Origin of the sequence: Kluyvera sp. STS39-E (assembly GCF_040932435.1) — a bacterium.
In the GTDB taxonomy this organism is placed as follows: domain Bacteria; phylum Pseudomonadota; class Gammaproteobacteria; order Enterobacterales; family Enterobacteriaceae; genus Kluyvera.
The window spans coordinates 1-25,018 of sequence record NZ_JBFQGA010000009.1; the positions used below are offsets into that span (position 1 = coordinate 1).

At 53.4% G+C, this 25,018-nt stretch carries 17 protein-coding genes and 2 tRNA genes; 8 read left to right on the plus strand and 11 right to left on the minus strand.

Annotated elements, in window-relative coordinates; translation table 11 throughout:
- On the minus strand, positions 1–361 hold a 361-nt coding region (locus tag AB4K05_RS19050), incomplete at its 3' end, for a hypothetical protein (RefSeq protein ID WP_368481449.1).
- A gap of 890 nt (positions 362–1,251) precedes the next feature.
- Here AB4K05_RS19050 and csgD point away from each other — a divergent pair.
- Positions 1,252–1,899 carry a biofilm master transcriptional regulator CsgD gene (gene csgD / locus AB4K05_RS19055; protein ID WP_368481450.1) on the plus strand — a complete coding sequence of 216 codons (648 nt, stop codon included), beginning with the start codon at positions 1,252–1,254 and terminating at the stop codon, positions 1,897–1,899.
- A 61-nt stretch (positions 1,900–1,960) separates the two neighbouring features.
- Here the strand turns inward: csgD and AB4K05_RS19060 are convergent, their stop codons facing one another.
- The 4 genes from AB4K05_RS19060 to ghrA all read right to left on the minus strand — a co-directional run bounded on the left by AB4K05_RS19060 (position 1,961) and on the right by ghrA (position 4,856).
- The gene (locus AB4K05_RS19060; protein ID WP_368481451.1) at positions 1,961–2,443 is read right to left on the minus strand and encodes a DUF1097 domain-containing protein; all 483 of its coding nucleotides are present in this window, start codon (positions 2,441–2,443) and stop codon (positions 1,961–1,963) included.
- Positions 2,444–2,539: 96 nt separating this feature from the next.
- Positions 2,540–3,094, minus strand: coding sequence for a molecular chaperone (locus AB4K05_RS19065; protein ID WP_368481452.1), 555 nt, complete (start codon positions 3,092–3,094; stop codon positions 2,540–2,542).
- Positions 3,095–3,113: 19 nt separating this feature from the next.
- Positions 3,114–3,851 carry a phosphatase gene (locus tag AB4K05_RS19070; protein WP_368481453.1) on the minus strand — a complete coding sequence of 246 codons (738 nt, stop codon included), beginning with the start codon at positions 3,849–3,851 and terminating at the stop codon, positions 3,114–3,116.
- 66 nt (positions 3,852–3,917) lie between these two features.
- Positions 3,918–4,856: a glyoxylate/hydroxypyruvate reductase GhrA gene (gene ghrA, locus AB4K05_RS19075; protein ID WP_368481454.1), complete on the minus strand. Its 939-nt coding sequence runs from the start codon at positions 4,854–4,856 to the stop codon at positions 3,918–3,920.
- A gap of 261 nt (positions 4,857–5,117) precedes the next feature.
- Between ghrA and AB4K05_RS19080 the strand changes: the two genes are divergently transcribed.
- Positions 5,118–5,205: transfer RNA gene (locus AB4K05_RS19080), tRNA-Ser, on the plus strand.
- An 86-nt stretch (positions 5,206–5,291) separates the two neighbouring features.
- On the opposite strand, the gene AB4K05_RS19085 is transcribed toward AB4K05_RS19080, so the two are convergent.
- Positions 5,292–6,197, minus strand: a complete 906-nt coding sequence (locus AB4K05_RS19085; protein ID WP_368481455.1) for a LysR family transcriptional regulator — start codon at positions 6,195–6,197, stop codon at positions 5,292–5,294.
- A 114-nt stretch (positions 6,198–6,311) separates the two neighbouring features.
- Between AB4K05_RS19085 and AB4K05_RS19090 the strand changes: the two genes are divergently transcribed.
- The 5 genes from AB4K05_RS19090 to AB4K05_RS19110 all read left to right on the plus strand — a co-directional run bounded on the left by AB4K05_RS19090 (position 6,312) and on the right by AB4K05_RS19110 (position 13,914).
- Positions 6,312–7,172 (plus strand): pirin family protein, encoded by an 861-nt coding sequence (locus tag AB4K05_RS19090; protein ID WP_368481456.1) that lies wholly within the window; start codon positions 6,312–6,314, stop codon positions 7,170–7,172.
- Between the two features lie 172 nt (positions 7,173–7,344).
- A tRNA-Ser gene (locus tag AB4K05_RS19095) sits at positions 7,345–7,432 on the plus strand.
- A 388-nt stretch (positions 7,433–7,820) separates the two neighbouring features.
- A complete protein-coding gene (gene nrfB, locus AB4K05_RS19100; protein WP_368481457.1) occupies positions 7,821–10,061 on the plus strand; it encodes a cyclic di-3',5'-guanylate-activated glycosyltransferase NrfB in 2,241 nt (746 codons plus the stop codon).
- The gene (locus AB4K05_RS19105) at positions 10,058–13,039 is read left to right on the plus strand and encodes a phage receptor (RefSeq protein ID WP_368481458.1); all 2,982 of its coding nucleotides are present in this window, start codon (positions 10,058–10,060) and stop codon (positions 13,037–13,039) included. The genes nrfB and AB4K05_RS19105 overlap by 4 nt, the downstream gene beginning before the upstream one ends.
- Positions 13,039–13,914 (plus strand): DUF4434 family protein, encoded by an 876-nt coding sequence (locus tag AB4K05_RS19110; protein WP_368481459.1) that lies wholly within the window; start codon positions 13,039–13,041, stop codon positions 13,912–13,914. Before AB4K05_RS19105 ends, AB4K05_RS19110 begins: the two co-directional genes overlap by 1 nt.
- Before the next feature lie 57 nt (positions 13,915–13,971).
- Here the strand turns inward: AB4K05_RS19110 and phoH are convergent, their stop codons facing one another.
- The 5 genes from phoH to putP all read right to left on the minus strand — a co-directional run bounded on the left by phoH (position 13,972) and on the right by putP (position 20,451).
- Positions 13,972–14,760: a phosphate starvation-inducible protein PhoH gene (phoH, locus tag AB4K05_RS19115; RefSeq protein WP_368481460.1), complete on the minus strand. Its 789-nt coding sequence runs from the start codon at positions 14,758–14,760 to the stop codon at positions 13,972–13,974.
- A gap of 590 nt (positions 14,761–15,350) precedes the next feature.
- Positions 15,351–16,625 carry an iron uptake transporter deferrochelatase/peroxidase subunit gene (gene efeB / locus AB4K05_RS19120; protein ID WP_368481461.1) on the minus strand — a complete coding sequence of 425 codons (1,275 nt, stop codon included), beginning with the start codon at positions 16,623–16,625 and terminating at the stop codon, positions 15,351–15,353.
- Between the two features lie 5 nt (positions 16,626–16,630).
- Positions 16,631–17,758 carry an iron uptake system protein EfeO gene (gene efeO, locus AB4K05_RS19125; protein WP_368481462.1) on the minus strand — a complete coding sequence of 376 codons (1,128 nt, stop codon included), beginning with the start codon at positions 17,756–17,758 and terminating at the stop codon, positions 16,631–16,633.
- Between the two features lie 51 nt (positions 17,759–17,809).
- Complete coding sequence (gene efeU, locus AB4K05_RS19130) at positions 17,810–18,643, minus strand: iron uptake transporter permease EfeU (RefSeq protein WP_368481463.1); 834 nt, start codon at positions 18,641–18,643, stop codon at positions 17,810–17,812.
- 299 nt (positions 18,644–18,942) lie between these two features.
- Positions 18,943–20,451 (minus strand): sodium/proline symporter PutP, encoded by a 1,509-nt coding sequence (gene putP, locus AB4K05_RS19135; protein ID WP_368481464.1) that lies wholly within the window; start codon positions 20,449–20,451, stop codon positions 18,943–18,945.
- Between the two features lie 410 nt (positions 20,452–20,861).
- Here putP and putA point away from each other — a divergent pair, with 410 nt between their 5' ends.
- The gene (putA, locus tag AB4K05_RS19140) at positions 20,862–24,824 is read left to right on the plus strand and encodes a trifunctional transcriptional regulator/proline dehydrogenase/L-glutamate gamma-semialdehyde dehydrogenase (RefSeq protein ID WP_368481465.1); all 3,963 of its coding nucleotides are present in this window, start codon (positions 20,862–20,864) and stop codon (positions 24,822–24,824) included.
- The last annotated feature ends 194 nt before the right edge of the window (positions 24,825–25,018 follow it).

The window sequence follows — 25,018 nt, forward strand, 5'->3', positions numbered from 1 at the left end:
CAATACCTCCGCCGATGCCGCCGCCGTGACCGCCATTGCCGCCACCGCCTCCGTTACCGCCCCCGCCTCCATGGGCTCCACCGCCGCCATTGCCATTTCCATTATTACCGTTACTACCGCCTCCATTGCCGTTACCATTTCCTTTACTATTAGTGTTCTGGCCACTATTGCCATTATTACCGTTACCACCTGCAGCTACGGCATATATAGTCGATGCAGGATATAAAACGGTGAGCGCCACAATGATGGCGAGTTGCTTCATTTTCATGATGAACCCTTCACGCGTTATTAATTGCTGTGTGCTATTGCCGTAACAACCGATCATTTTGTAATAAAAACAAATATAACCAGAAATAATCACGACACCCTTCAGTAAATTACATAACGTCCTAACGATAAGTACGCAATTAAAATGGAGGCAAAAAATACATTTATTTCAAGAAGTTACAAATCCAAATGATAATGAAAGGCACGAAAACAAAAGATCTGAATGTAGAGAACTCCCGCAATCAAAATATGATTACGTCCGATATTTAATAGCCAATACAGTTTTCACTATTGATTTAAATAACAATCATAGCCTCTACCGTTCGCCATTTAATGAGTTCCCAACCATATTAATCTTTAAAAGATTGCCGCCTTACCGTGCCGGAATAATCGAAAGAAAGATACGTAAGTGTTGCAACACCGAAATACTCAGTGGTTTGCTGCTATATGGATGAGTATGCATATTAGAAAGGTATGATGTTCTCATAACAAAGAATGATTTATTTTGAAAAAGTCAAACTTTAGTATTATCGGTTACGCTATTAATACATTTCCCGAACGCAGCACGAAAACAACACCTTATAAGGATGAGGCTTCTACTAAAGTTTGAAGAGCGGCAAGCATCACAGCAAATCATCATACAAAAAGGATGATGAGATCATATTATGTCAACAGATTAATTTTACATCGATTTGATAACAATAGTTCTTAATCCAAATTCAAGTATATGTATGATCATTAAGATAATACGCTAGAAATTTAATGGATATAACTTTTTTACATTTTGTAATTTATTTTTACATTATGTTTCATGATTATTTCTTGCTTTAAAGTATCCAACGACTAAATTTTAAATTAAGAACTCTTGAGCATTTTTTCTATATTCTTAACACTTAATCCATACAGCAACCACTTTTCAGCAGTGCTTAAATAGATGATTCTATAATATGTGACTGTTGTTAATAAAAAATTTGGGGACTCATCATGACAAAAGAGCTCAACTTTTCAAGCCAGACTCTTTTCTTGATCACAAGGCCGTCGCTCCAGTCGTGCGCCCTTTCTCAGAATCTGAAAAAGCTCCTAAAAATGGATATTAAAATCATTAATATTCATACAGTTAACATAGAAAACATATCTAATGGCATCATTCTTTTTGATTTAATCGATACTGACAGGCGGTTAATAAAAGGATGGCAGGAAGAACTGTGTAAAATTAAAAGCGGCGTTAAGTTACTGCTCTTTAACGCACCTGAAGATTATCCTTATTCAGATATTGAGACTTGGCCCCATATTTGCGGCATATTCTACTCACATGATGAAGAACATTTTCTGATCAAAGGGTTACAAAAAGTGATGGAGGGAGAATGCTACTTTTCCCGCAAGCTGGCCAGCTATCTCATTATGCATTCAGGCAACTATCGCTATGACAATTTAGAAAGCACCATCCTGACCTATAGAGAAAAAGAGATCCTGAACAAACTCCGCATTGGTGCTTCAAATGTAGAAATAGCTCGCTCGTTGTTTATCAGCGAGAGCACGGTAAAGACCCACCTTTACCATCTGTTCAAAAAAATTGCCGTCAAGAATCGAACCCAAGCCGTTTCGTGGGCCAACGACAATTTTAAACACTAAATCAAGACATAAAAAAACGGCGACAGATTAAAATCGGTCGCCGTTTTGATTTGTTGCGCCGTCAGAGCGCCGATTCTTTCGCAGACTGAGTTTTAGGCTTTCGGTTGGCAAGCCAGAGGCCGCTATTTTTCATCGCATAACCGAAGAGCAACCCCACCGCCAAAGAGGGAACAACCAGCTTCCAGTCACCTTGCCCGGCAAAAGTCGCACAGGCACCGATAAACGTACCCGGAACAAACGATAGCAGCAGTTGCTTGGCCTGAATGCACATCAGAAACGCCACGATGCCGGTCATGACATAGCTGACGATTTCTAAATGGGGAGCCAGCGCGCTGCCATAGATAATAACCAGCGCCCAAATAACACCGCTCATGGTGGTGCTGGCGGAAATTGCCAACCCTTTTAACCCACCCGTTGGGCAGGCAAAATAGGCCGTACAGCCTAAAAAGCCGGCCCAGCTGAGTAACCCGAGGGAAACGGCAACCCATCCCCAAATACCGGAGAGAATGCCTGTAGTGATTGCAATAGCTAAGATAACGTTCATAGCGAGCATCTTAGCAGATGCTCGCTATTTTGATGAGATCACGAACACAAAATGCTCGAAATAGTATTTTCGATTACATTGGTTTTGTGACCAAAATCACTCTTCTTGTTCTTCTTGCAGCTCGTCAAACATCGCGGAGATCGCCTCACGGGTTAGCGTTGCCATCACTCGCCAGAAAGTCGTCGTCGCATGCGCTTCAAGTTTGCCTAAGAAAGTCCCCACCCAAGGTAGAATGTAGTCCTCAAATAGAATATCCAGCGCGTCGGAATCATCCTCACCCGCATTGTCTTCAAGCCAAGATGCGGCGAGCAGCAGCGTTCCCAGTTGATCCGCAGGATTATCACCTAATGGCATGCCGCGTTCGGTGAGGAACGCGCGGACTTCAGCTTCCGTCGCCCCTTCAACCCAAGCGCTACGCACCGGCGGCACGCTGCACTCTTCACCCACAAACAGCGCATTATAGTCAGCAGCAATTTGCTGGATATCGCAGCTTTTTTGTAGACGAGCCAGCAGTTCATCCTGTTCCAGCGGCCAGTTTGCCGCCAGCTTGCCTTCACGGATCAGGGTAAACAGCGGTACCAGCAGCGGGTCTTGCGGTTGACGGTAGTAAAGCGAGCCAAGCGCGCGACAGATGATTGAAAACTCGTTCATTCAGTTATTCCAGTGGTTATTAAAATTCAGCAAATTCAGGAATCGCCGGCATGCCGCGCGACTCAAGGTAATCAAGAAAACGTCGTGGCGTCACGTTGAGGATCCTCTCCTGCGGGAAAGCCACTGCATCAAGGATCTTCTGACATTGTGTAAATTCACCCAAGGTAAACGCGGTGTGCGAGTCCGAACCCAGCGCTAACCAACCGCCCGCGTCACGTACCGCTGCGGCAATCGCCTGACAGTTTTGCTCACTGCCCACACGCGAACTCACGAAAGAGGAGTTATTTATCTCCAACGCCACATTGTATTTTGCCGCGGCGGCCGCAATCGCTGGGATATCTACGGGGAATTTTGGGTTACCGGGATGGCTTATCATGTGGACGTTACCGCTCGCCATCGCGGCAATCATCGCTTGAGTATGCGTCTCTTTATCCTGAGGCGGGAAGACGGGTTCATGGAAGCCTGCAATGATAAAGTCCAATGAGGTCAGCATGGGTCCGGTGCAGTCAATTTCACCGTCGGTATTTTTAATATTTGCTTCGATACCGCGCAGGATCCCAACGCCGTCGACAATTCGCGGCCAGATACGCATATTGACGAAATGCCAGTAATGCGGAGCATCCGCCATATCCGGGCCATGATCGGTGATAGCGAATAGCTTGATCCCTTTGCGTTTCGCTTCAGCAATATAATCATGCAACGTGCTATAAGCGTGCGTACTCGCCACGGTGTGCATATGTAAGTCAACAGGATACATCACATTCTCCTCTTTCGTGATAAACCAAGAATAGCAGGAAAGCCCCCTACTTATTAGCTTGGTAAATCAGTAGCCACGCTCACGACAGACCTGTCCATCAACAATTTCGCCGCGCTCCAGTCGGGTAATGGTCTGCGAGATATAGGCAATCGCCTCTTGCGGGCGGGTAACGGCAGCCACATGCGGGGTCATGGTCACCCGTGGATGGCGCCATAAAGGGCTCTCTTTTGGCAACGGCTCCCGGCTAAAGACATCGAGCATAGCCGCCTTCAGCTTACCGCTATCAAGCGCAGCGAGTAGTTCATCTTCCACAACATGAACGCCTCGCGCCAAGTTCAGCACGTAGCTGTTGTCCGGTAGTTGGCTGAGCAAAGACTGATTGATAATACCAATAGTTTCCGCAGTGTTAGGCAGAAGGTTAATGAGTACGCGAGTTTTACTTAGGAAGTCGCCCAGTTCATCTTCCCCGGCAAAGCTTGTAACCTGCGGCCAATCTTTGCGACTACGGCTCCAACAACGCACCGGGAATCCCCACGCCAGCAAGCTTTGCGCCACTTTAGAACCGAGAACACCCGCCCCCATAATGCCAATGGTGAACTCATCCGGGCTGTAGTCGGGAAGCGGTTGCCAAGTGCCTTCGCGTTGTAAGGCCTGATAATCATCAAAACGGCGGAACCAATGCAACACCTGGCTGACAGCGTATTCCTGCATTTGGCTTCCCATCCCGGTATCCTCAAGGCGATACAGTGGAGTCGACTGCGGCAGCATTTCAGGATGCGCTTTGAGTTTACTCAGAATGGAATCAACCCCTGCGCCTAAGGCGAACACTGCCTTCAGCTTGCGGCCTTGCAACATTTCTACCGGAGGGTGCCATACCAACGCATAGTCTGCCGGCTGATTATCGCCACGCTGCCACGCACGAACATTAGCGCCCGGCAATTTCTTGCTCAGTTCGGCAATCCAGTAAGGGGTATCAAACGTAGGATGGTAAAAGATGATCTCCATTGCGGCTCCTGATATAAAGCATCTCAGCGAGCGTTCGCCGGATGCATTTTTGATTATTTTTGTGATTAAACAGCATATCAAATTTCATATACCTGTCCTGCTAAATGCGGCACCGATCGCAAAAAAGACGATTTATGCGTGTTTAAGCAGCAAGTTGCGCGAAGTTTGTCTAAACGCACGATTTTTTTAAAAAGTTTATTGACGCTGACAGGCCTTTTCCCTACATTAGCGCTCGTCCCAGCAACACAGGGACGACAATATGGTGAGGTGTCCGAGTGGCTGAAGGAGCACGCCTGGAAAGTGTGTATACGGCAACGTATCGAGGGTTCGAACCCCTCTCTCACCGCCATATTTTAAGAAGAGCCCGTACGCAAGTACGGGCTTTTTTTTCGTCTGTGGTCCGCTGTGCCTCAAGAAGATAGATAAAGTATAAATTCAATCTTCAATCATCTGCGCGTACTCTTCACCGAGAAAGTCAACCAGCGCTCTCACCGCAGGCAGCATACCGCGGCGCGACGGAAATACGGCGTGAATCACCTCGCGCTTTGGCTCCCAGCCGTCAAGCACACGGACTAATGCGCCAGAAGCCAACTGCTCTTTGGCCATCAGGACCGGAAGTTGCACCACTCCCACTCCGGCAATGGCAGCCTCACGCAACGCCAGCATGTCACCGGATATCAAGCGCGGCGTGAAGCGCACTTCAGCCTTGGCACCGTCCGGGCCATCCAGCAGCCATTTATGAATGAGTTTGCCAGCCGACATGCTCAAGCCCGGCCAGCGGCTGAGGCAGTCTGGCGCGCGCGCACTCCCCATCCTCGACACCAGCAAAGGACTTGCCACCAGACAATGTCCACGATCGGCCAGCACCCGCATGACCAATTCGCTATCTTCAAACGGTCGCGGCCTGACCCGAATAGCGACATCAACGCCTTCCGCGACCAGATCGACCCGCCGATTAGTCGCCTCGAGTTGGATCTGTACATCAGGATAGCGCACCATAAAACGCGCTAGCATCGGCCCAACGTGGACATGTAATAACGTCACCGGACAGGCCAGCTTCACGCAGCCGCGTGGTTCTACCTGTAGAGCCGCAATCGCCTCCTGCGCCGCTTCGGCTTCTATCAGCATCGCCTTGCAATGCTGATAGAACGCTTGCCCGACTTCCGTTACCGCAAATTGTCGGGTGGTCCGGTATATCAAACGCACACCCAGTTGCTCTTCCAGTTGAGCAATCCGCCGACTCAGCTTCGATTTCGGCATATCCAGCGCCCGTCCTGCCGCCGCAAAGCCGCCGTTATCTACCACGTGCACGTACCACGCTAATGCATTGAGATCCTGCATCGCTACCTCATTGTCCTATTTTTGCAACAGTGTAGGCCAATTGTGCAATCTAGCGAGATAACTCGCACCGATATAAGCTAATAAACATCAAAGTTCGCTACGCAGGAGAATGAAATGAAACAAATTACGGGTGTTTATTCCGCACCACGTCCGCACTGGGTAGGCGATGGCTTCCCGGTCCGTTCGCTATTTTCTTATCAGTCGCACGGCGAAAGTCTCAGTCCTTTTTTACTGCTGGATTACGCCGGACCACATAGCTTCCCTGCCGATGGCAACAAACGTGGAGTAGGTGAACATCCTCACCGTGGTTTTGAGACAGTAACCATTGTTTATGCCGGTGAAGTTGAACACCGCGATTCCACCGGCAAGGGCGGCGTTATAGGACCGGGTGACGTACAGTGGATGACGGCTGGCTCTGGGATTTTGCATCAGGAATTTCACTCAGCTGAATTCTCCCGCCGTGGCGGCGAGCTGAAAATGATCCAGCTATGGGTCAATCTGCCGGCGAAAAACAAAATGACCGCTCCGGGCTATCAGAGCATTGAAGCAACGACAATCCCAACCGTTGCACTGCCTGACAACAGCGGCTCGCTGCGGATCATTGCTGGCCAATACGGGGAGGAAACCGGGCCGGCGAAGACCTTCTCGCCGCTGAACGTGTGGGATATGCAAATCCGACAAGATAAAGAGGTTTCCTTTGAACAGCCAGACGGCTGGAGCAGCGCGATTATCGTGTTGGAGGGGAGCGTTATGGTAAACGGCGACATCAGCGCGCAGGAAGCGCAGCTGGTGGTATTAAGCCAGCAGGGAAAACAGGTGCATCTCCACGCCAGCCGCGATGCCAAAGTGCTGGTACTGGCAGGGGCACCGCTGCTTGAACCGATTGCGGGCTACGGTCCCTTCGTGATGAATAGTCAAAGCGAAATCGAGGAAGCCATTCGCGATTTTAATTCCGGTCGTTTTGGTCAAATTTAAACTTCGGGAGCATCGATTTCCCGCCTAAACCAACTGCCCTGGCATAATTGACGGGGCAGTGTTCATGGATTAACCGAACGATACATAAAGCTTAAATTATACTTGACCGTTTTAAGCCAACTCCCTATAGTAGCGCCCCGTTGCCCACCCAAGGTGAGCGGCGAAACAATATGGTGAGGTGTCCGAGTGGCTGAAGGAGCACGCCTGGAAAGTGTGTATACGGCAACGTATCGAGGGTTCGAACCCCTCTCTCACCGCCATATTTTAAGAAGAGCTCGTACGCAAGTACGGGCTTTTTTTTCGTCTGTTGTATGACCAATTTTGACAACAGACGCATTCGGTGAACAAATCAAGCAATCTCCTCACCGCCATTTTTGAAGCCACCTCTCCTTCCCGCGCATCCCCGAAAGACGGGCACCCGTCCCCCTATCCACGCCCGGATAATCACGAGAATTAAAAGTTATTTTACGTCGTTTAAAACATACAAGTCAGAATAGAAATCTAAGAAAAATCTAAAATCAAGCATAGCTATCTATATAAAATTAAAATAAAAGAATGAACACAACATGCCATTGTCCGTACGGTTAGTAGGGTATGTGTAGTAAGCTATACATATATCTTAGAAAACAAGTAATTCTCTGGTGAATAATGGGCTGGTTTGTAGATATTTTCTCCACCTACCTTTATGGTCTTAAGATGGTGGCGATTGCGCTAGCAATTATGATGTTAATTAGTGGGTTAGACGATCTCATTATCGATATCGTCTACTGGTGTCGCCGCGTACTGAGGGCCTTCACGGTATATCGACGACATTCGCACATGGATCACCATGTGTTATATGAGCCCGATGAAAAACCTCTCGCCATCATGGTTCCAGCGTGGAATGAAACCGGCGTAATAGGCCATATGGCGGAGTTCGCCGCGCTGACGCTAGATTACGAAAATTACCATATATTCGTCGGCACCTACCCTAATGACCCAGATACTCAGCGCGATGTCGACGAAGTGTGCGCCCGTTTCCCAAACGTCCATAAAGTGGTTTGCGCACGCCCAGGCCCCACGAGCAAGGCGGATTGTCTCAACAACATTCTCGACGCCATCACCCAGTTTGAACGCAGCGCTAATTTCACCTTTGCTGGGTTTATTCTGCACGATTCCGAAGATGTCATCTCTCCGATGGAGCTGCGCCTCTTTAACTATTTGGTCGACAGAAAAGATCTGATTCAAATCCCGGTCTATCCGTTTGAGCGTAAATGGTCACACTTCACCAGCATGACCTACATCGATGAATTTGCCGAACTGCATGGTAAAGATGTCCCCGTGCGCGAAGCCGTCGCGGGTCAGGTTCCAAGTGCGGGTGTCGGCACCTGCTTTAGCCGACGCGCAATCTTGGCCCTGTTGGTCGATGGTGACGGTATTGCCTTTGATGTGCAGAGTCTCACCGAAGACTACGACATCGGTTTTCGCCTGAAAGCCAAAGGCATGACGGAGATTTTTTGCCGCTTCCCAGTGGTTGATAACTCTGCCGAAGCCAAAAAGGCGCGTAAATTTTTGCAGCGCGCTCGCACCTCTTCGGTTATCTGCGTGCGCGAATATTTTCCGGATACCTTTACCACCGCCATGCGCCAGAAATCACGTTGGATTATCGGTATCGTTTTCCAGGGTTTTAAAACGCACCGCTGGACCAGCAACCCCACGCTGAACTATTTCCTCTGGCGCGACCGCAAAGGGGCAATCAGTAACTTCTTAAGCTTCTTTGCCATGATCATTATGATCCAGTTGGTGCTGCTGTTTATTTATCAGCACACCTGGCCGGACGCTTGGCAGTTCTTATCCATCTTTACCGGCGGCCCGTGGTTGGTCACCCTGCTATGGCTCAACTTCGGTCTGATGGTCAACCGCATTCTTCAGCGCGTCATCTTCGTAACCGGCTACTACGGGCTCACCCAGGGCCTGCTGTCGGTGCTGCGCCTGTTCTGGGGCAACCTGATTAACTTTATGGCCAACTGGCGCGCCCTGCGCCAGGTTATTCAGCATGGCGATCCTCGCCGCGTAGCGTGGGACAAAACAACCCATGACTTCCCAAGCGTAACTGGCGAAAACCGCGCCCTGCGTCCACTAGGCCAAATCCTGGTGGAACAAAACGCGCTTACCCAAGCGCAGCTGGAACAGGCGTTAACCAACCGCGTCATGGGTCTGCGTCTTGGCGGCTCACTGTTGGCTCAGGGACTAGTGACGCCAGAACAGCTTGCCCGCGCACTTGCCGAGCAAAACGGCGTGCCGATGGAATCCATTGACGCTTGGCAGATCAACCGGACGTTGATAGACAAAATGCCGGAAGCCGTTGCCCTGCGTTACGCCGTATTACCGCTGCGCCTTGAAGAACGCACGCTGACCGTTGCCAGCGAAGACGGTATCGACCCGGTGTCGCTGGCGGCGCTGAACCGCAAAATGGAATACAACGTGAAGTACGTCATTGTGCCGCGCGGCCAGGTCGTGACGGGACTGCGTCACTGGTACGCTCGCCTTCGCGGACATGACGATCGCGCGCTGCTGGACTCGGCGGTAGAAAAAGGCTGGCTGTCGACTGAGCAAGCGCAGACGCTATGGCAACGCTTCGTCCCAAGCCAACTGCTGTTTGCTGAAGTATTGACCTCGCTTGGCAAAATCAACAACTCGGCGATGAACGCCCTGCTGCTTCGCCACGAGCGCAGCCATTTGCCGCTGGGCGAATTCTTGGTCACGGAAGGCGTCATCACTCAGAAAACCCTGGATGACGTCCTTGAGATTCAGGAAAAGCTTCAGCTTTCTATGCCTGAACTCCTCAAAAGCGCCGGGCTTTCCGACGAACAACTGGCAGAAATTAATCAGGGACACGAGCCGGCATGAACAAGGTGCATAGCTTTCGATTCTCACCACGGGTCATTAGCGTCGTCGTTGCCTCACTGTTGAGCACCGGCGCATTTGCCCAAACAACCAACGTAGGCACCAGTGCAAAAGCGCTTGGGCTAAGCGACTATCGCCACTTCGTCATCTATCCGCATCTGGAAAAAGCGCTGCGGGCGCAGCAGCAAAATGATGAAAATACGGCGCTTACCGAATTTCGTCATATCCATGAACAGGCGCCGGATAACGTCCCGCTGACGCTCTATCTCGCTGAAGCCTATCGCCACTTTGGTCACAATGATCAGGCACAGCAGGTCTTGAGCGAACAGTTAAAACGTCATCCAAACGACCCACGACTGCTGCAACAGCTGGCGGCAATTCCGCAAAAAGCAGAAGTCGTGAACACCGTCGAGCAGTTGCAAGCGCTGCAAAAACGCTGTGATGCGACACCAACTACCCGCTGTCGTAGCGAGACGGGCCAGTACGCACTCAAGCTGGGACAGCTCGATATCGCGCAGGCGCAGCTTACCGATAGCGAATTTAGCCAAACGCCGGAGGGTAAAGACCTCGAACAGGGCGTTCTCCAGCGGGCTATTTATCTCAAAGACTGGCGCAATGCGGACGATATCTATAGCCGCAGAAATCAACGTGGCGCCCTGACGGCGACACAACAGCAGCAGTGGTTTGACGTGTTGACGGCCGGTCAGCTTGATAAGCGCATCGAACAGTTGCAGTCGCAAGGCCTGATGAACAGCCCCGAACAGCAGTTAGCCTATGCAAGTACGCTGGCGTCCCGCGATAAACGGGATGATTTACAGCGCTATCTGTCCAGCCACCGGCCGCGTTTTGACACCACGGCACAGGAGCAAAACTGGCTGTATCTGATCTCACGCTACGGTCAAGATCCGATTCCCATGATGCAAAGCTTTGACCCGCGCTTTGCCGCCAACCGCCGTTTTGCCGACGGCGCAGCCTTCCCGGCCGCCATGAAAGCGGGTAACTACAAGCAGGCGCAGCAGTTTTTGGATACCGTGCCGGCGGATCAGATGCTCAACGAACGTTATGCGCTCAGCACTGCCACCCATAATCAAGCAGAGACCCTGCGGGTCGCCGGTCTAATGTATCAACGCTCCCCGAACAATCTTGCGCTGCTCGACACCTACAGCTGGCAGATGATGCAAAGCGGTCAGTCGCGCCAGGCCGCCTCTTTACTGCTGTCGCGCTATCCCTTTAACGGCAACGGCACGCAAGCAGGCACCTTGGTCACGCGACTGGCTGAACTACTCCAGCGGTATCCAGATATGCTCACCGATGCCACGCGTGCGCGTCTGAGCCGTCCGCTGGCAACCGCGACGCTTCGCGAAACGCAGAGCCGTTTACTGGGCAGCAGCGCCGACTGCCAAACGACGCGCGCGCTGTTAGGCGATCTCTCGCCGCGCTATGACGCAAGCAGCCTCAGTCAACTGGCCGAATGCTACCGTGACGATTTGCCGGGCATGGCGCTGTACGTACAGCAGTTGGCAGAGCGTCGTCAGCCGGATGCCTACCAGCATCGCGCCGTGGCCTATAAAGCCTACCAGGTCGAGGATTACGCCACCGCGCTGACGGCGTGGAAAAAACTACCGAACAATCAATTAACCAACGAAGACGTGATGGCGGCAGCCAATACCGCCCAAGCCGCAGGCGATGACACCGCACGCGACCTGTGGGTCGATGAAGCCCGGCAACGCGGGCTGGATAACAGTGAAGCCTGGTGGTGGCTTCACGCCCAGCGCTACCTGCCCTCCCAGCCAGAACAGGCGATGTCCGACCTCAATCAGGCCATTGCGATTACCCCAACGGTACGTGCCCTCACCGCCCGCGCCGCGCTGCATCGGCAATTGAAACAAGACGCCGCCGCCGTCGACGATTTGCGCCAGGCCTTGGTTATAGAGCCAAACGACGGCGCCACGAAAGCGGCATTGGGCTACGCGCTGTGGAGCAAAGGTGATTACATCGCCTCTCGAGACACGCTGGAACAGGCGCAAAAATCCTCGCCGGACGATCCGCAGCTGATTCGCCAACTGATGTATGTGAATGAACGCCTCGGCGATATTCCACAAACCCAAGGTTATGCTCGCCAGGTCGTCGATGAACTCGATGCCAACGCGCAAATCGCCCCGCTCACGCCTGCGCAAAATCAGGAACGTTTCGACGTTCGTCGCCTGCATGAGGATATTGGTCGTCGCTGGACCATCAATTTCGACTCCTCCATCGGGCTCAATTCCAATGCGATGAGCCCTTCTGGCAGCCAGCAGAGCGCCCCATCCTCTTCGCAGAGCTATCGTAGCTTTGGTCAGTTAGAAGCAGAATATCGCCTTGGTCGGAACATGCTGCTGGATGGTGATATGCTCTCCGTTTACAGCCGCCTGTTTGCCGGCAGCGGTGACAGCGGCGTGTTGCTACCGGTCAAAGATCCCATGATCGGCACCGGGCTTCGCTGGAAACCGCTTCACGATTACACCTTCTTCTTGGCGCTGGAAGAACAGTTCCCGCTCGACAGGCATCACGGTGAAATCGACACTATGGTACGGGCGAGCGCGTCGCTGTTTAATAACGGCAAATACAGCGATGAGTGGCACCCGAACGGTAACGGCTGGTTTGCCCAGAACCTCTACCTCGATGCCGCGCAATATGTCCATCAGGACATTCAGGCATGGACCGCAGATTACCGCGCCAGCTGGCACCAGAAAGTGGCGTCGCAACAAACCATTGAGCCGTACGCACACGTGCAGGTTAACGGCTATCGTGACGACCACACACAGGGCACCCAGCTTGGCGGCATTGGCGTGCGCTGGAATATTTGGACCGGGCAGACGCAATACGATGCCTGGCCGCACAAAGTCAGCCTTGGCGTGGAATATCAGCATACCTTCAAAGCCATCAATCAGGATATCGACAAGCGTAATAGCGCTTTCTTCACCGTGGGAGTTCACTGGTAATGAGACTACGTCATTTTCTACTGCTGCTGGCGCTGGCAAGCCCGCTGGCAAACGCAATGAAGGCGGTTTTCTGGCAGCCTCAACTGCGTGACAATGCGGTCTCAGCCCCACAATGGCACAGTCTGATGCAAAGCCTACAACAACAAGGCTTTGACACTCTGGTACTGCAATGGACGCGCTACGGAGATGCCTTTGCCGATGCGCAGGAGCAGACGTTATTACACCAGCGCGCGGACGCTGCGCGTGCGGTTGGGCTGCGGGTGATTGTCGGTTTACATGGCGATCCGGAATTTTTCCAACGTCAGAAACAGCGCGGTACGGCGTTGACCCACTATCTTGCCCGCCTGCGGGTTGCGGATGTTCAACAGGCCAAAAACTGGGCGATGTATGATGGTTGGTACCTTAGCGCGGAAATTGACGATCTGAACTGGCGTAATCCAGCCACCCGCGAGCAATTGCTTGAGTGGCTTAAAAACACCCAAGGCCAGCTCACCGCCGTTGGCAACAAGCCGGTATACATCAGCAGCTTCTTTGCCGGCAATATGGCGCCGGAAGGTTACCGCCAGATGCTCAGCGAAATTCACCAATTGGGCATCAAGGTGTGGGTTCAGGATGGACATGGGGTCAATACCATGAACAGCAGCGAACGCCAGCGCTATCTTGACGCCAGCACCGGCTGTGCGGCCTCCACACCGGCCAGCGGCATTGTCTATGAGATTTTCCGCGTAAACCCGGGCAAAACCTTTAGCGCCGAGCCGCTATCGTCAACTGAGATTGCCAGCCGTCTGGCGCAAAGATCTGATTGTGGCAAAGACAGCGTCTACTTCTCATTACGCTACCTGCCGGTGGCGAAAGGGGTTTTGGCGTATCAGTAATCCAGCAGCCATAAAGAACAAAGCCCGGTTTCCCGGGCTTTGCAGACTTAACAACGCTTAATCGTAAGCTTTCAGCGTACGCTGGCATAGCGCCGAGCGTACGCAGTCATCTTTGGTAAAGCGGATAATCCCTATCATCTCATCTTCCTCAAAACGGGCCATCGCATCGCTTAGGCCCGACTGAACGCCGCGAGGCAAATCACACTGGGTGATATCCCCGTTCACGATAACCGTGACGTTCTCCCCGAGGCGAGTTAAAAACATTTTCATTTGCGCAGCAGTGACATTCTGAGCCTCATCAAGAATGACCACTGCATTTTCAAACGTACGTCCGCGCATATAGGCGAACGGCGCGATCTCTACCTTACCGATTTCCGGGCGTAGGCAATATTGCATAAAGGAGGAACCCAGCCGTTTCACCAGCACGTCATAGACGGGGCGGAAATACGGGGCGAATTTCTCCGAGATGTCTCCGGGTAGGAACCCCAGGTCTTCATCGGCCTGAAGAACGGGACGCGTGACGATAATCTTATTCACATCCTTATGTATCAGCGCCTCTGCGGCTTTCGCCGCACTGATCCAGGTTTTGCCACAGCCCGCTTCGCCCGTTGCGAAGATCAGCTGCTTACTCTCGATAGCATTCAGGTAACGGGCCTGAGCGTCATTGCGGGCAGCGATAGGTGAATTGTCGCGGCTATCCCGCGCCATGCCAATCGCTTCCACACCACCCATTTGCACAAGCGAGGTGACCGATTCTTCTTCACGTTGTTTGTGGCTGCGTGAATCCCGTCTCAGCACACGTTTTGCTTCGCGATGAGCTTTGATCACTGCTTTCTGTCTTCCCATGGATAGCACCTTGAGTTGTTGGTTTACATCACACGCGCTAATAACAGCGCGATTATGCGCACGAACGTCTGAGGTTTGGCTTCCTTGTAAGCCATAGCAACTGCCTGTCGAAATGACGCCAACGCGCGGCTACGCGCACCGCGTATGGCATCGTTTACTACAAGTTGAATTGAACATGGGGGAAAAATTAAGGTGACGAAATCGCTGCCGGAGAAGAGGCCTCCGCGCTGGATGGTGCGGGTTTGAGTACTGCTTAGTCCAATCAAGGACGCTACCATTCGCGATCTCCATAGTGAAACAACATCACTGTCGGGAACTACCGCTCTACATAATATTTACACCATCAAGCGCAAATATTGCAACATTAAATTTACATAAATATAACGATAGCCCTTGAAGATAGCATCTGACACTTATGTGACAGTTTTATATCAATACGAAAAAAAATGAAAAAAAGTGCTGATTTGCGGCGATATTTTGCAGTGGGCTTTAGATGAACACATCAAGTACGCCGGAGAAGCGCAGCGCCATCCGGCACGCTGCGATATGTTGCCGGATGGCGCTGCGCTTATCCGGCCTACAAAATGGAATCAGGCTTGTAGCAGCGTGCTGCCAAGATAGGCGTCTGGTGATGCCACACCGGGCAGGACAAAGAAATACCCGCCGCCAATCGGCTTCACGTACTCTTCCAGCGCCTCACCGTTGAGCCGTTTTTGCACCGTCAGGAAGCCCTTTTCAAGGTCATGCTGGTAACAGACAAACAGCAGCCCCATATCCAACTGACCTGAGTTGGTCACGCCGAGCGAATAGCTGTAGCCACGACGCATCATCAAGTTGGCTTCGGTCTCTTTGGTACGTGGGTTTGCCAGACGAATATGGCTATCCAAGGCAATCACATCACCGTCTGGATCGCGGCTGTAATCCGGTACATCGTGCTCAAGCTTCATGCCTAGCGGTGCGCCGCTGTGCTTATCGCGACCAAAAATCGTCTGCTGCTCTTTCAGCGGCGTTCGATCCCAGAACTCAACGTGGAACTGAATAATACGCGCCGCCTGGTAGGAGCCGCCCAGCGCCCATGCCGGTTCGCCTTGGTTGCGCGTCACCCAAACCACGTCGTCCATCAGCGTTTTATTGCTGCCATCAGGATTGGCGGTGCCGTCCTTAAAGCCCAGCAGATTGACCGGCGTTTCTTTACCTTTGCTACGGGCTGCGTGGTCGGAGATAAACCCCTCTCGCTTCCAGCGCACGCTGAGCAAATCCGGCGTGTGCTTGATGACATCGCGCAGCGCATGGATAACCGTGTCCTGCGTATTGGCGCAGATCTGCAGCAACAGATCGCCATGACACAGGGCTGCATCCAGCGAGTCGTTTGGAAAACGGGTCATCTTCTGCAGCTTTTTCGGCACTTTATCCGCTAGGCCAAAACGCGAATCAAACAACGAATGGCCAACGGAAAGCGTCATGGTCAGGTTATCCGGCGCGATAAACGCGCCAAGAATGCCTGAATCCATCGGCGGCAGACGAGGATTTGGCGTATCCGGTGCCGGGCCACCTTTGGTCAGGAAGGCAAAACGCTCGGTCAACAACCGGAACAGGCGTTCGAGATCGCTTTTATCAGCCGCCAGCACGTCAAACGCCACCAGCATCATGGATGCCTGCTGGGGCGTGAGCACACCGGCCTGGTGTTCGCCGTAAAACGACTGCGTCTCCATACGGCTATTTGCCGCCGGCGCTTCGCTTGCCTTAGCGGCGTGAGCCACCGGGCAACCGCCGGAAATCGCCAGCGCGCCTCCCAGCGCGCCGATCCCTTTTAATAAACGACGCCGTGAAGGTTCATTCAGGTCGTCAATGTGCTGCTTTGCCATGGTACTTAGTCCAGACCCAGGATCCCACGCAGCTGCGCCAGATCTTCCGCCAGTGTGGTAACCGGCCCTTTCAGCGCATTGCGATCGGCATCGGTCAGTTTGTCGTAGGTTTCATAACCGTCTTTGGTGCGGTACTTAGCCAGAATCGCGTCAACTTTCTTGAAGTTAGCGTCGACCTTCGCCAGCAGCGCACTGTTTTCTTTTTGCAGTTGTGGACGCAGCAGATCAACGATCTTCTGTGCGCCATCGATATTGGCTTTGAAGTCCCAAAGGTCGGTGTGGCTGTAACGGTCTTCTTCACCGCTGATTTTGCTCGCAGCCACTTCTTCAATCAGGCCAGCCGCGCCGCCCACGACTTTAGACGGTGGGAAGGCCAGTTCGTCGATACGTTTTTGCAGCTCCAGCACATCGCTGTTCAGCTGGTCGGCATAATGCTCCATGCCTTTGACGCTGTTGTCACCGAACAGGGCTTTTTCCAGACGGTGGAAACCGGTGAATTTCGGATCTGCCGCTTTCTGTTCGTAATCGTCTTCACGAGCATCGATGCTGCCATCAAGATCGGAGAACAGCTCGGCAATTGGCTCAATGCGCTCGTAATGCTGACGCGTTGGTGCGTACAGCGATTTGGCTTTGGCAATATCGCCCGCTTTGACTGCGTCGGTGAAAGCTTTGGTGCCTTTAACCAGCTCAGCGGTTTCTGCGGTGACGTAGGCTTTATAGGCGGTGATGGCCGCGCCAAGATCCAGCAACGCGTTGGCTTTCGCCGCGTCGGCCGTGGCCTCGCCCTTCACAATCAGTTTGCCTTTCGGGTTGGTCAACAGACCGCAGGTCATGTCGTATTCGCCCGGCTGCAGGTTGGCGGTCATTTTCTGAGTGAAGCCCGGCGCGATGTTTTCACGCTCTTCCACCACCATCACCCCTTTGAGGATCTCCCACTCCAGCGCCTTCTGGCTGTGGTTCTGGATGATAAACTGGGTTTTGCCCGAGTTTACGGTGATGGACATCGGTTCACACTGTTTGTCGTTTACCGTCACTTTAACCTGCGGAATATCGGCAGCATGTGCCATAAACGCGGTAGAGAAGAGTGCGGCAATGCCCGTCTGCAACGCGCTGCGGCGGAAGTTCTTGGTCATGTTCCATCCCTTTCAATAAAGTTTGTTGTCACTAAGCAACCGTTATCAGCCTTATGGGGCGATACGTGATGTCGATGTCGTCGCGCGCGGAGGCCAGAAGAAGAACACCAGCGCAGGAATTAAGTACAGGAAATAGACCGCCACTTCGCTGACGCTTGGCGCTTCCTGATAACCAAAAATGCCTTCCAGCAACGTGCCAAAAAGCGAATGCGTCGTCAGCGTGCCGCTCAGGTCAAAAGCGACGTCTTGGAAAGCGTTCCACAGCCCGGCTTCGTGGAAGGCACGAATAGCGCCAGCCGCAAGCCCTGCGGCCACCAACAAGATGAACAGGCTGGTCCAGCGGAAGAACACCGCGAGATTCAGGCGTATTCCGCCCCAATACAGCAAGAAGCCGAGCACGATAGCCGTCGCCAGCCCAAGCACCGCGCCCAGCGGCGGCCAGATACCAAGATCTTGCTGGAAAGCCGCCAGCAGGAAGAAGACCGACTCTAGCCCTTCACGCGCCACGGCGAAAAAGACCATCATAATCAGCGCCCAACCGTGGTTATTGCCCTTTTGCAGCGCGTTATCGACCGCCTGCTCAAGCTGCTGTTTCACGTTGCGGGAGACTTTGCGCATCCAGAACACCATCCACGTCAGGATGACGACGGCGATAACCGCCACCAGCCCTTCAAACAGTTCCTGCTCTTTTTGCGGGAACTCGCCGGTGGTTTCGTTGATGAAAATACCCAGCCCCAGACATAGCGCGGCGGCGAGAATGACGCCAATCCACATCACGCCGATCCAGCGCCCGCGTTGAGTACGTTTCAAATAGCTGGCGATCAGGCTGACAATCAGCGCCGCTTCCAGCCCTTCTCGCAACATGATGAGAAAAGGAACAAACATACAGACATCCTTAAATGTGAAACGCCGTCAACTTTTGCAAAGACAGGTAAATGTGAGTGATAGTGATTATCATTAAGCCAAAAAGAAACACAAGTGAAATATGTGGGAAATAATGACGAGATGTAAACAAATAGCGGAGTAATAGTTGTGTAAGTTACCGCCAATAAACACATTCATCCGGCGTAAAAAAACCCGCAGCAATGCGGGCTTTTAAACGTAGGCCGGATAAGCATAGCGCCATCCGGCTGATTGTTGCAGAGTGCCGGATGGCGCTACGCTTATCCGGCCTGCTGCTTACCTTACTCCGCCTGCAATTTTGACGGCGGTGCGGAATGGTAGTGCGCATCCGCTTTGGCAAAGCGTTCCTGCATGCTGGCAGACGGCGCTTTGTCCAGCAGGCTGAACACAACGATCCCGATGCTGCCGAAGATAAAGCCTGGGATAATTTCATACAGCCCCAGCCACGCGAACTGCTTCCACACGATGACAGTCAGTGCGCCAAGAATCATCCCAGCCAAAGCGCCATTACGGGTCATGCGTGACCACATTACCGAGAACAGCACCACTGGACCAAACGCCGCACCAAAGCCCGCCCACGCGTAGCTTACCAGACCCAGCACGCGGTTTTCCGGGTTCGCCGCCAGTGCAATCGCCACCAGCGCCACCGCCAGAACCATAAAGCGACCTACCCACACCAGTTCTTTCTGGCTAGCGTTTTTACGCAGAAACGCTTTATACAGGTCTTCCGTAATCGCACTGGAACAAACCAGCAGCTGACAGCTTAAAGTTGACATCACCGCCGCCAAAATCGCCGACAGCAGGATACCGGCGATCCACGGATTAAACAGAATTTGCGCCAGCTCGATAAACACACGCTCGGCGTTCTGACCCACCGGACCGGCAACCGCCGGGTTGTTTTGGAAGTAGGCAATGCCGAAGAAACCAACCGCCACCGCACCGGCGAGGCACAGGATCATCCAGGTCATACTGATACGACGCGCGTGCACAATGCTGTGGTGAGAATCCGCGGCCATAAAGCGCGCCAGAATGTGCGGCTGACCGAAGTAGCCAAGACCCCAGCCCATCAGTGATACGATGGCGACAAAGTTAAGCCCTTTGAGCATATCCACGTTCTCAATGCTCTTTTGCTTAATCACTTCCAGCGAATCGCCAAGGCCGCCGACGGCGAAAATAACGATAATCGGCGTCAGGATAAGCGCGAAGATCATCAGGCTCGCCTGCACGGTATCGGTCCAGCTTACCGCCAAGAATCCACCGATGAAGGTATACAAAATGGTGGCGACTGCACCGGCCCACAGCGCCGTTTCGTAGCTCATGCCAAATGTGCTTTCGAACAGTCGCGCCCCGGCAACAATGCCGCTTGCGCAGTAAATGGTGAAGAACAGCAAAATAACCAGCGCCGAGATAATACGCAGCACGCGGCTGTTGTCTTCAAAGCGGCCGGTAAAATAATCCGGCAGGGTTAAGGCGTTATTATTGATCTCGGTGTGGACGCGCAGACGCCCCGCCACCAGTTTCCAGTTGATCCACGCGCCAAGGGTCAGACCGATGGCGATCCAGCTTTCGGAAATACCGGCGATGAAAATCGCCCCCGGCAGACCCATCAGCAGCCAGCCGCTCATATCAGAAGCCCCGGCGGACAGCGCAGTCACAAATGGCCCAAGGCTACGACCGCCTAGAATATAATCATCAAAGTTTTTGGTGTTACGCCATGCAATAAAGCCAATGAGGAGCATGCCAAAAATATAAACAAGAAAGGTCACCAGCATCGGTGTGCTAATAGTCATTACGATCTCCAGAATTATTTGTCGGCAATATCCCAATTTGCCGTTCTTAATCATTGCCGGAACGAAGCAATAATTTGAGGCGACCGTATCCTGACGGAAGCTGTAATTTTTCACAAATGATTTAACACCGCATTTACATTGAATGCACCACCACGGTCAGAGCATTTTTCTATAGGTTGCACTCCCTCACATTTTTCCGGGTTGCACCATTAATTTCTGTTAAGTGGCGCATGAAACAACGCCTAGAGCGTCCGTTGCGCCCGTACTTAGCATAAGTTTTTCCATTAACATTCATTTCATTTTTAACCCTGCAACGGGCGTCACATTTAACACGGTTGCACAAAGTTGCAACATGATGGATATTCCTGTTACGCAATAAATAAGATAACCAGATAACAGGAGTAGAGAGCATGGGCACCACCACCATGGGGGTTAAGCTGGATGACGCAACCCGTGAGCGCATTAAGAGCGCGGCGACACGAATCGACCGCACCCCTCACTGGCTCATCAAGCAGGCAATTTTTAACTATCTGGAAAAGCTAGAAAACAACGAAACGCTGCCAGAACTGCCGGCGCTGCTCTCTGGCGCCGCCAATGAGAGTGACGAAGCCGCCCCGGCGAGCGACGAAAATCATCAGCCGTTCCTTGAGTTTGCCGAGCAGATCCTCCCGCAATCGGTCACCCGTGCCGCGATTACCGCCGCTTGGCGTCGTAGCGAAACCGACGCCGTCCCGATGCTGATGGAACAAGCCCGCCTGCCGCAGCCGATTGCAGAACAGGCGCATCAGCTAGCCTGGACGCTGGCGGAAAAACTGCGTAACCAAAAAACGGCCAGCGGTCGTGCCGGTATGGTGCAGAGTCTGCTGCAGGAGTTCTCCCTCTCCTCGCAGGAAGGCGTGGCGCTGATGTGCCTTGCGGAAGCGCTGCTGCGTATTCCGGACAAAGCCACTCGCGATGCGTTAATCCGCGACAAAATCAGCAACGGTAACTGGCAGTCGCACATTGGCCGCAGCCCGTCGCTATTCGTCAACGCCGCCACCTGGGGCCTGCTGTTTACCGGCAAACTTGTCTCCACCCATAACGAAACCAGCCTGTCACGTTCGCTGAATCGTATTATCGGTAAGAGCGGCGAACCGCTGGTGCGTAAAGGCGTGGACATGGCGATGCGTCTGATGGGCGAACAGTTCGTGACCGGCGAGACCATCGCCGAGGCGCTGGCGAATGCCCGTAAGCTCGAAGATAAAGGCTTCCGCTACTCCTATGACATGCTGGGCGAAGCCGCGCTGACCGCCGCCGATGCGCAAGCGTATATGGTCTCTTATCAACAAGCGATCCACGCCATCGGTAAAGCCTCCAACGGCCGTGGCATTTATGAAGGCCCGGGGATTTCGATTAAGCTCTCCGCCCTGCACCCGCGCTACAGCCGCGCGCAGTATGACCGGGTGATGGAAGAATTGTACCCGCGCCTGAAGTCGCTGACCCTGCTGGCGCGTCAGTATGATATTGGTATTAACATTGACGCCGAAGAAGCCGACCGCTTAGAGATCTCTCTCGATCTGCTGGAAAAACTGTGCTTTGAGCCGGACTTGGCTGGCTGGAACGGTATCGGCTTCGTGATTCAGGCCTACCAGAAGCGTTGCCCGTTCGTCATTGATTACCTAATTGACCTCGCCACGCGCAGCCGTCGCCGCCTGATGATCCGCTTGGTGAAAGGCGCATACTGGGACAGCGAAATTAAACGCGCGCAGATGGACGGTCTGGAAGGCTATCCGGTCTATACCCGCAAGGTGTATACCGACGTCTCTTATCTGGCCTGTGCGAAAAAACTGCTTGGCGTCCCAAGCCTTATCTATCCGCAGTTTGCCACCCATAACGCCCACACTCTGGCAGCCATTTATCAGCTCGCCGGGCAGAACTACTATCCTGGACAGTACGAGTTCCAGTGCCTGCACGGCATGGGCGAACCGCTGTACGAGCAGGTGGTTGGCAAAGTGGCTGATGGCAAACTGAACCGTCCTTGTCGCATTTATGCGCCGGTCGGCACTCATGAAACCCTGCTGGCCTATCTGGTGCGCCGTCTGCTGGAAAACGGGGCCAACACCTCGTTCGTCAACCGTATTGCCGACAGCACCCTGCCGCTGGACGAGCTGGTTGCCGATCCGGTGCTGGCGGTCGAAAAAATGGCGCTGCAGGAAGGTGCTGCCGGTCTGCCACATCCGAAAATTCCACTGCCGCGCGATCTGTACGGCAGCGATCGCATTAACTCTGCCGGTTTGGATCTGGCCAACGAACATCGTCTGGCTTCGCTCTCTTCATCTTTGCTCAATAGCGCACTACACAAGTGGACGGCGAAACCGATGCTTGAGCACCCGGTTAACGACGGCAATATGCTGCCGGTCATTAACCCGGCAGAGCCGAAAGATGTTGTCGGCTATGTCCGTGAGGCCAGCGAAAGCGAAGTGGAACAGGCGCTGGAAAGCGCGGTTAACAATGCACCGATATGGTTTGCAACCCCACCGCAGGAGCGCGCCGCGATCCTCGAACGCGCCGCCATTCTGATGGAAGATCAGATGCAGCCGTTGATGGGCATTCTGGTACGCGAGGCCGGTAAAACCTTCAGCAACGCTATCGCCGAAGTCCGCGAAGCCGTTGATTTCCTGCATTACTATGCAGGCCAGGTGCGTCATGACTTCGATAATGAAACCCACCGCCCGCTAGGCCCGGTGGTCTGTATTAGCCCGTGGAACTTCCCGCTGGCAATCTTTATGGGCCAGGTTGCCGCCGCGCTTGCCGCCGGTAACAGCGTGCTGGCGAAACCGGCGGAACAGACGCCGCTGATTGCCGCTCAAGGCATCGCTCTGCTGCTGGAAGCCGGTGTACCACCAGGCGTTGTACAGTTGCTGCCAGGCCGCGGTGAAACCGTCGGCGCCCAGTTGACCTCGGACGCACGCGTTCGTGGTGTGATGTTCACCGGTTCTACCGATGTTGCTACCCTGCTGCAACGTAATATTGCGACACGTCTGGATGCACAAGGCCGACCAACGCCGCTTATCGCCGAAACCGGGGGCATGAACGCGATGATCGTCGACTCTTCAGCGCTCACCGAACAGGTGGTGGTTGATGTGGTGGCTTCTGCCTTTGATAGCGCCGGACAGCGCTGCTCGGCGCTGCGTATTCTGTGCCTACAGGATGACGTAGCCGACCACACGCTGACCATGCTGCGCGGCGCGATGGCCGAATGTCGGATGGGCAACCCAGGTCGTTTGACCACCGATATTGGGCCGGTTATCGACGCCGAAGCGAAAGCGGGTATTGAAAATCATATCCAGGCCATGCGCGCCAAAGGCCGTAAGGTGTTCCAGGCTGCGCGTGAAAACGCCGATGATAGCCGCGAATGGCAGAGCGGAACCTTCATTCCGCCAACGCTGATTGAGCTGGAAAGCTTCGACGAACTGAAAAAAGAGGTCTTCGGCCCGGTACTGCACGTCGTGCGCTACAGCCGTAACCAGCTTGAGGCGCTGATCGCTCAGATTAATGCTTCCGGCTACGGTCTGACGCTGGGCGTGCACACGCGTATCGATGAAACTATCGCCCAAGTCACCGGCAGCGCGAAGGTCGGCAACCTGTACGTCAACCGCAACATGGTCGGCGCCGTGGTCGGCGTGCAGCCGTTTGGCGGCGAAGGTCTTTCCGGTACCGGTCCGAAAGCCGGTGGTCCAATGTATCTCTACCGTTTGCTGGCAAGCCGCCCGGAAACGGCATTGGCCACAACGCTTACGCGTCAGGATGCGGGTCAGGTTGTCGATACTCAGCTCAAAACGCTGCTGGAAAAACCGCTCACCGAGCTACAGGGATCGCTGTCCAATCGCCCAGAGCTGCTGGCGCTGAGCAAACAGTATAGCGAACTGGCACAGGCAGGAACCCAGCGCGTGCTGCCGGGGCCAACCGGCGAACGCAATACCTGGACGCTGGTGCCGCGTGAACGCGTGCTGTGTATTGGCGATAACGAGATGGATCTGCTGACCCAGCTTGCCGCCGTGTTGGCGGTGGGCAGCGAAATACTGTGGGTCGATGCGCCGCTACAGCGCGAGCTGGCAAAATCTCTGCCAAAAGCGGTGACGGAACGTCTGCACTTTGCCAAGCCTGACGCTTTAATGAACGCGTTCTTCGATGCGGTTATCTACCACGGTGATTCTGACCAGCTGCGCGAACTGTGCGAGCAGGTGGCGGCTCGTGACGGGGCGATTGTCTCGGTGCAGGGCTTTGCGCGCGGGGAAACTAACCTGCTGCTTGAGCGTCTGTATCACGAACGGTCTCTCAGCGTGAACACCGCAGCGGCGGGCGGTAACGCCAGTCTGATGACGATTGGTTAACCCCCTCACCCTAACCCTCTCCCCACAGGGGAGAGGGAACCGTTCAGCGCGGGTCTTCTCTCTCCCACACAAGGGTTCCTAGCAGCTTTTCTCCCTCTCCCTTTGGGAGAGGGCCGGGGTGAGGGTATCCGGCAATATCCCAAAACCCAAAATCGTGCTATATCCTCTCTACCATTACCCTAGGGAGTCCCGAA

Bases quoted from the DNA above. Each gene is read 5' to 3' on its own strand.
- putP (WP_368481464.1), bottom strand. From the start codon at position 20,451: ATGACTATTAGCACACCGATGCTGGTGACCTTTCTTGTTTATATTTTT.
- putA (WP_368481465.1), top strand. From the start codon at position 20,862: ATGGGCACCACCACCATGGGGGTTAAGCTGGATGACGCAACCCGTGAG.
- AB4K05_RS19065 (WP_368481452.1), bottom strand. From the start codon at position 3,094: ATGAACGAGTTTTCAATCATCTGTCGCGCGCTTGGCTCGCTTTACTAC.
- efeB (WP_368481461.1), bottom strand. From the start codon at position 16,625: ATGGCAAAGCAGCACATTGACGACCTGAATGAACCTTCACGGCGTCGT.
- AB4K05_RS19090 (WP_368481456.1), top strand. From the start codon at position 6,312: ATGAAACAAATTACGGGTGTTTATTCCGCACCACGTCCGCACTGGGTA.
- AB4K05_RS19070 (WP_368481453.1), bottom strand. From the start codon at position 3,851: ATGTATCCTGTTGACTTACATATGCACACCGTGGCGAGTACGCACGCT.
- csgD (WP_368481450.1), top strand. From the start codon at position 1,252: ATGACAAAAGAGCTCAACTTTTCAAGCCAGACTCTTTTCTTGATCACA.
- ghrA (WP_368481454.1), bottom strand. From the start codon at position 4,856: ATGGAGATCATCTTTTACCATCCTACGTTTGATACCCCTTACTGGATT.
- AB4K05_RS19110 (WP_368481459.1), top strand. From the start codon at position 13,039: ATGAGACTACGTCATTTTCTACTGCTGCTGGCGCTGGCAAGCCCGCTG.
- AB4K05_RS19085 (WP_368481455.1), bottom strand. From the start codon at position 6,197: ATGCAGGATCTCAATGCATTAGCGTGGTACGTGCACGTGGTAGATAAC.
- AB4K05_RS19105 (WP_368481458.1), top strand. From the start codon at position 10,058: ATGAACAAGGTGCATAGCTTTCGATTCTCACCACGGGTCATTAGCGTC.
- efeO (WP_368481462.1), bottom strand. From the start codon at position 17,758: ATGACCAAGAACTTCCGCCGCAGCGCGTTGCAGACGGGCATTGCCGCA.
- phoH (WP_368481460.1), bottom strand. From the start codon at position 14,760: ATGGGAAGACAGAAAGCAGTGATCAAAGCTCATCGCGAAGCAAAACGT.
- AB4K05_RS19060 (WP_368481451.1), bottom strand. From the start codon at position 2,443: ATGAACGTTATCTTAGCTATTGCAATCACTACAGGCATTCTCTCCGGT.
- efeU (WP_368481463.1), bottom strand. From the start codon at position 18,643: ATGTTTGTTCCTTTTCTCATCATGTTGCGAGAAGGGCTGGAAGCGGCG.
- nrfB (WP_368481457.1), top strand. From the start codon at position 7,821: ATGGGCTGGTTTGTAGATATTTTCTCCACCTACCTTTATGGTCTTAAG.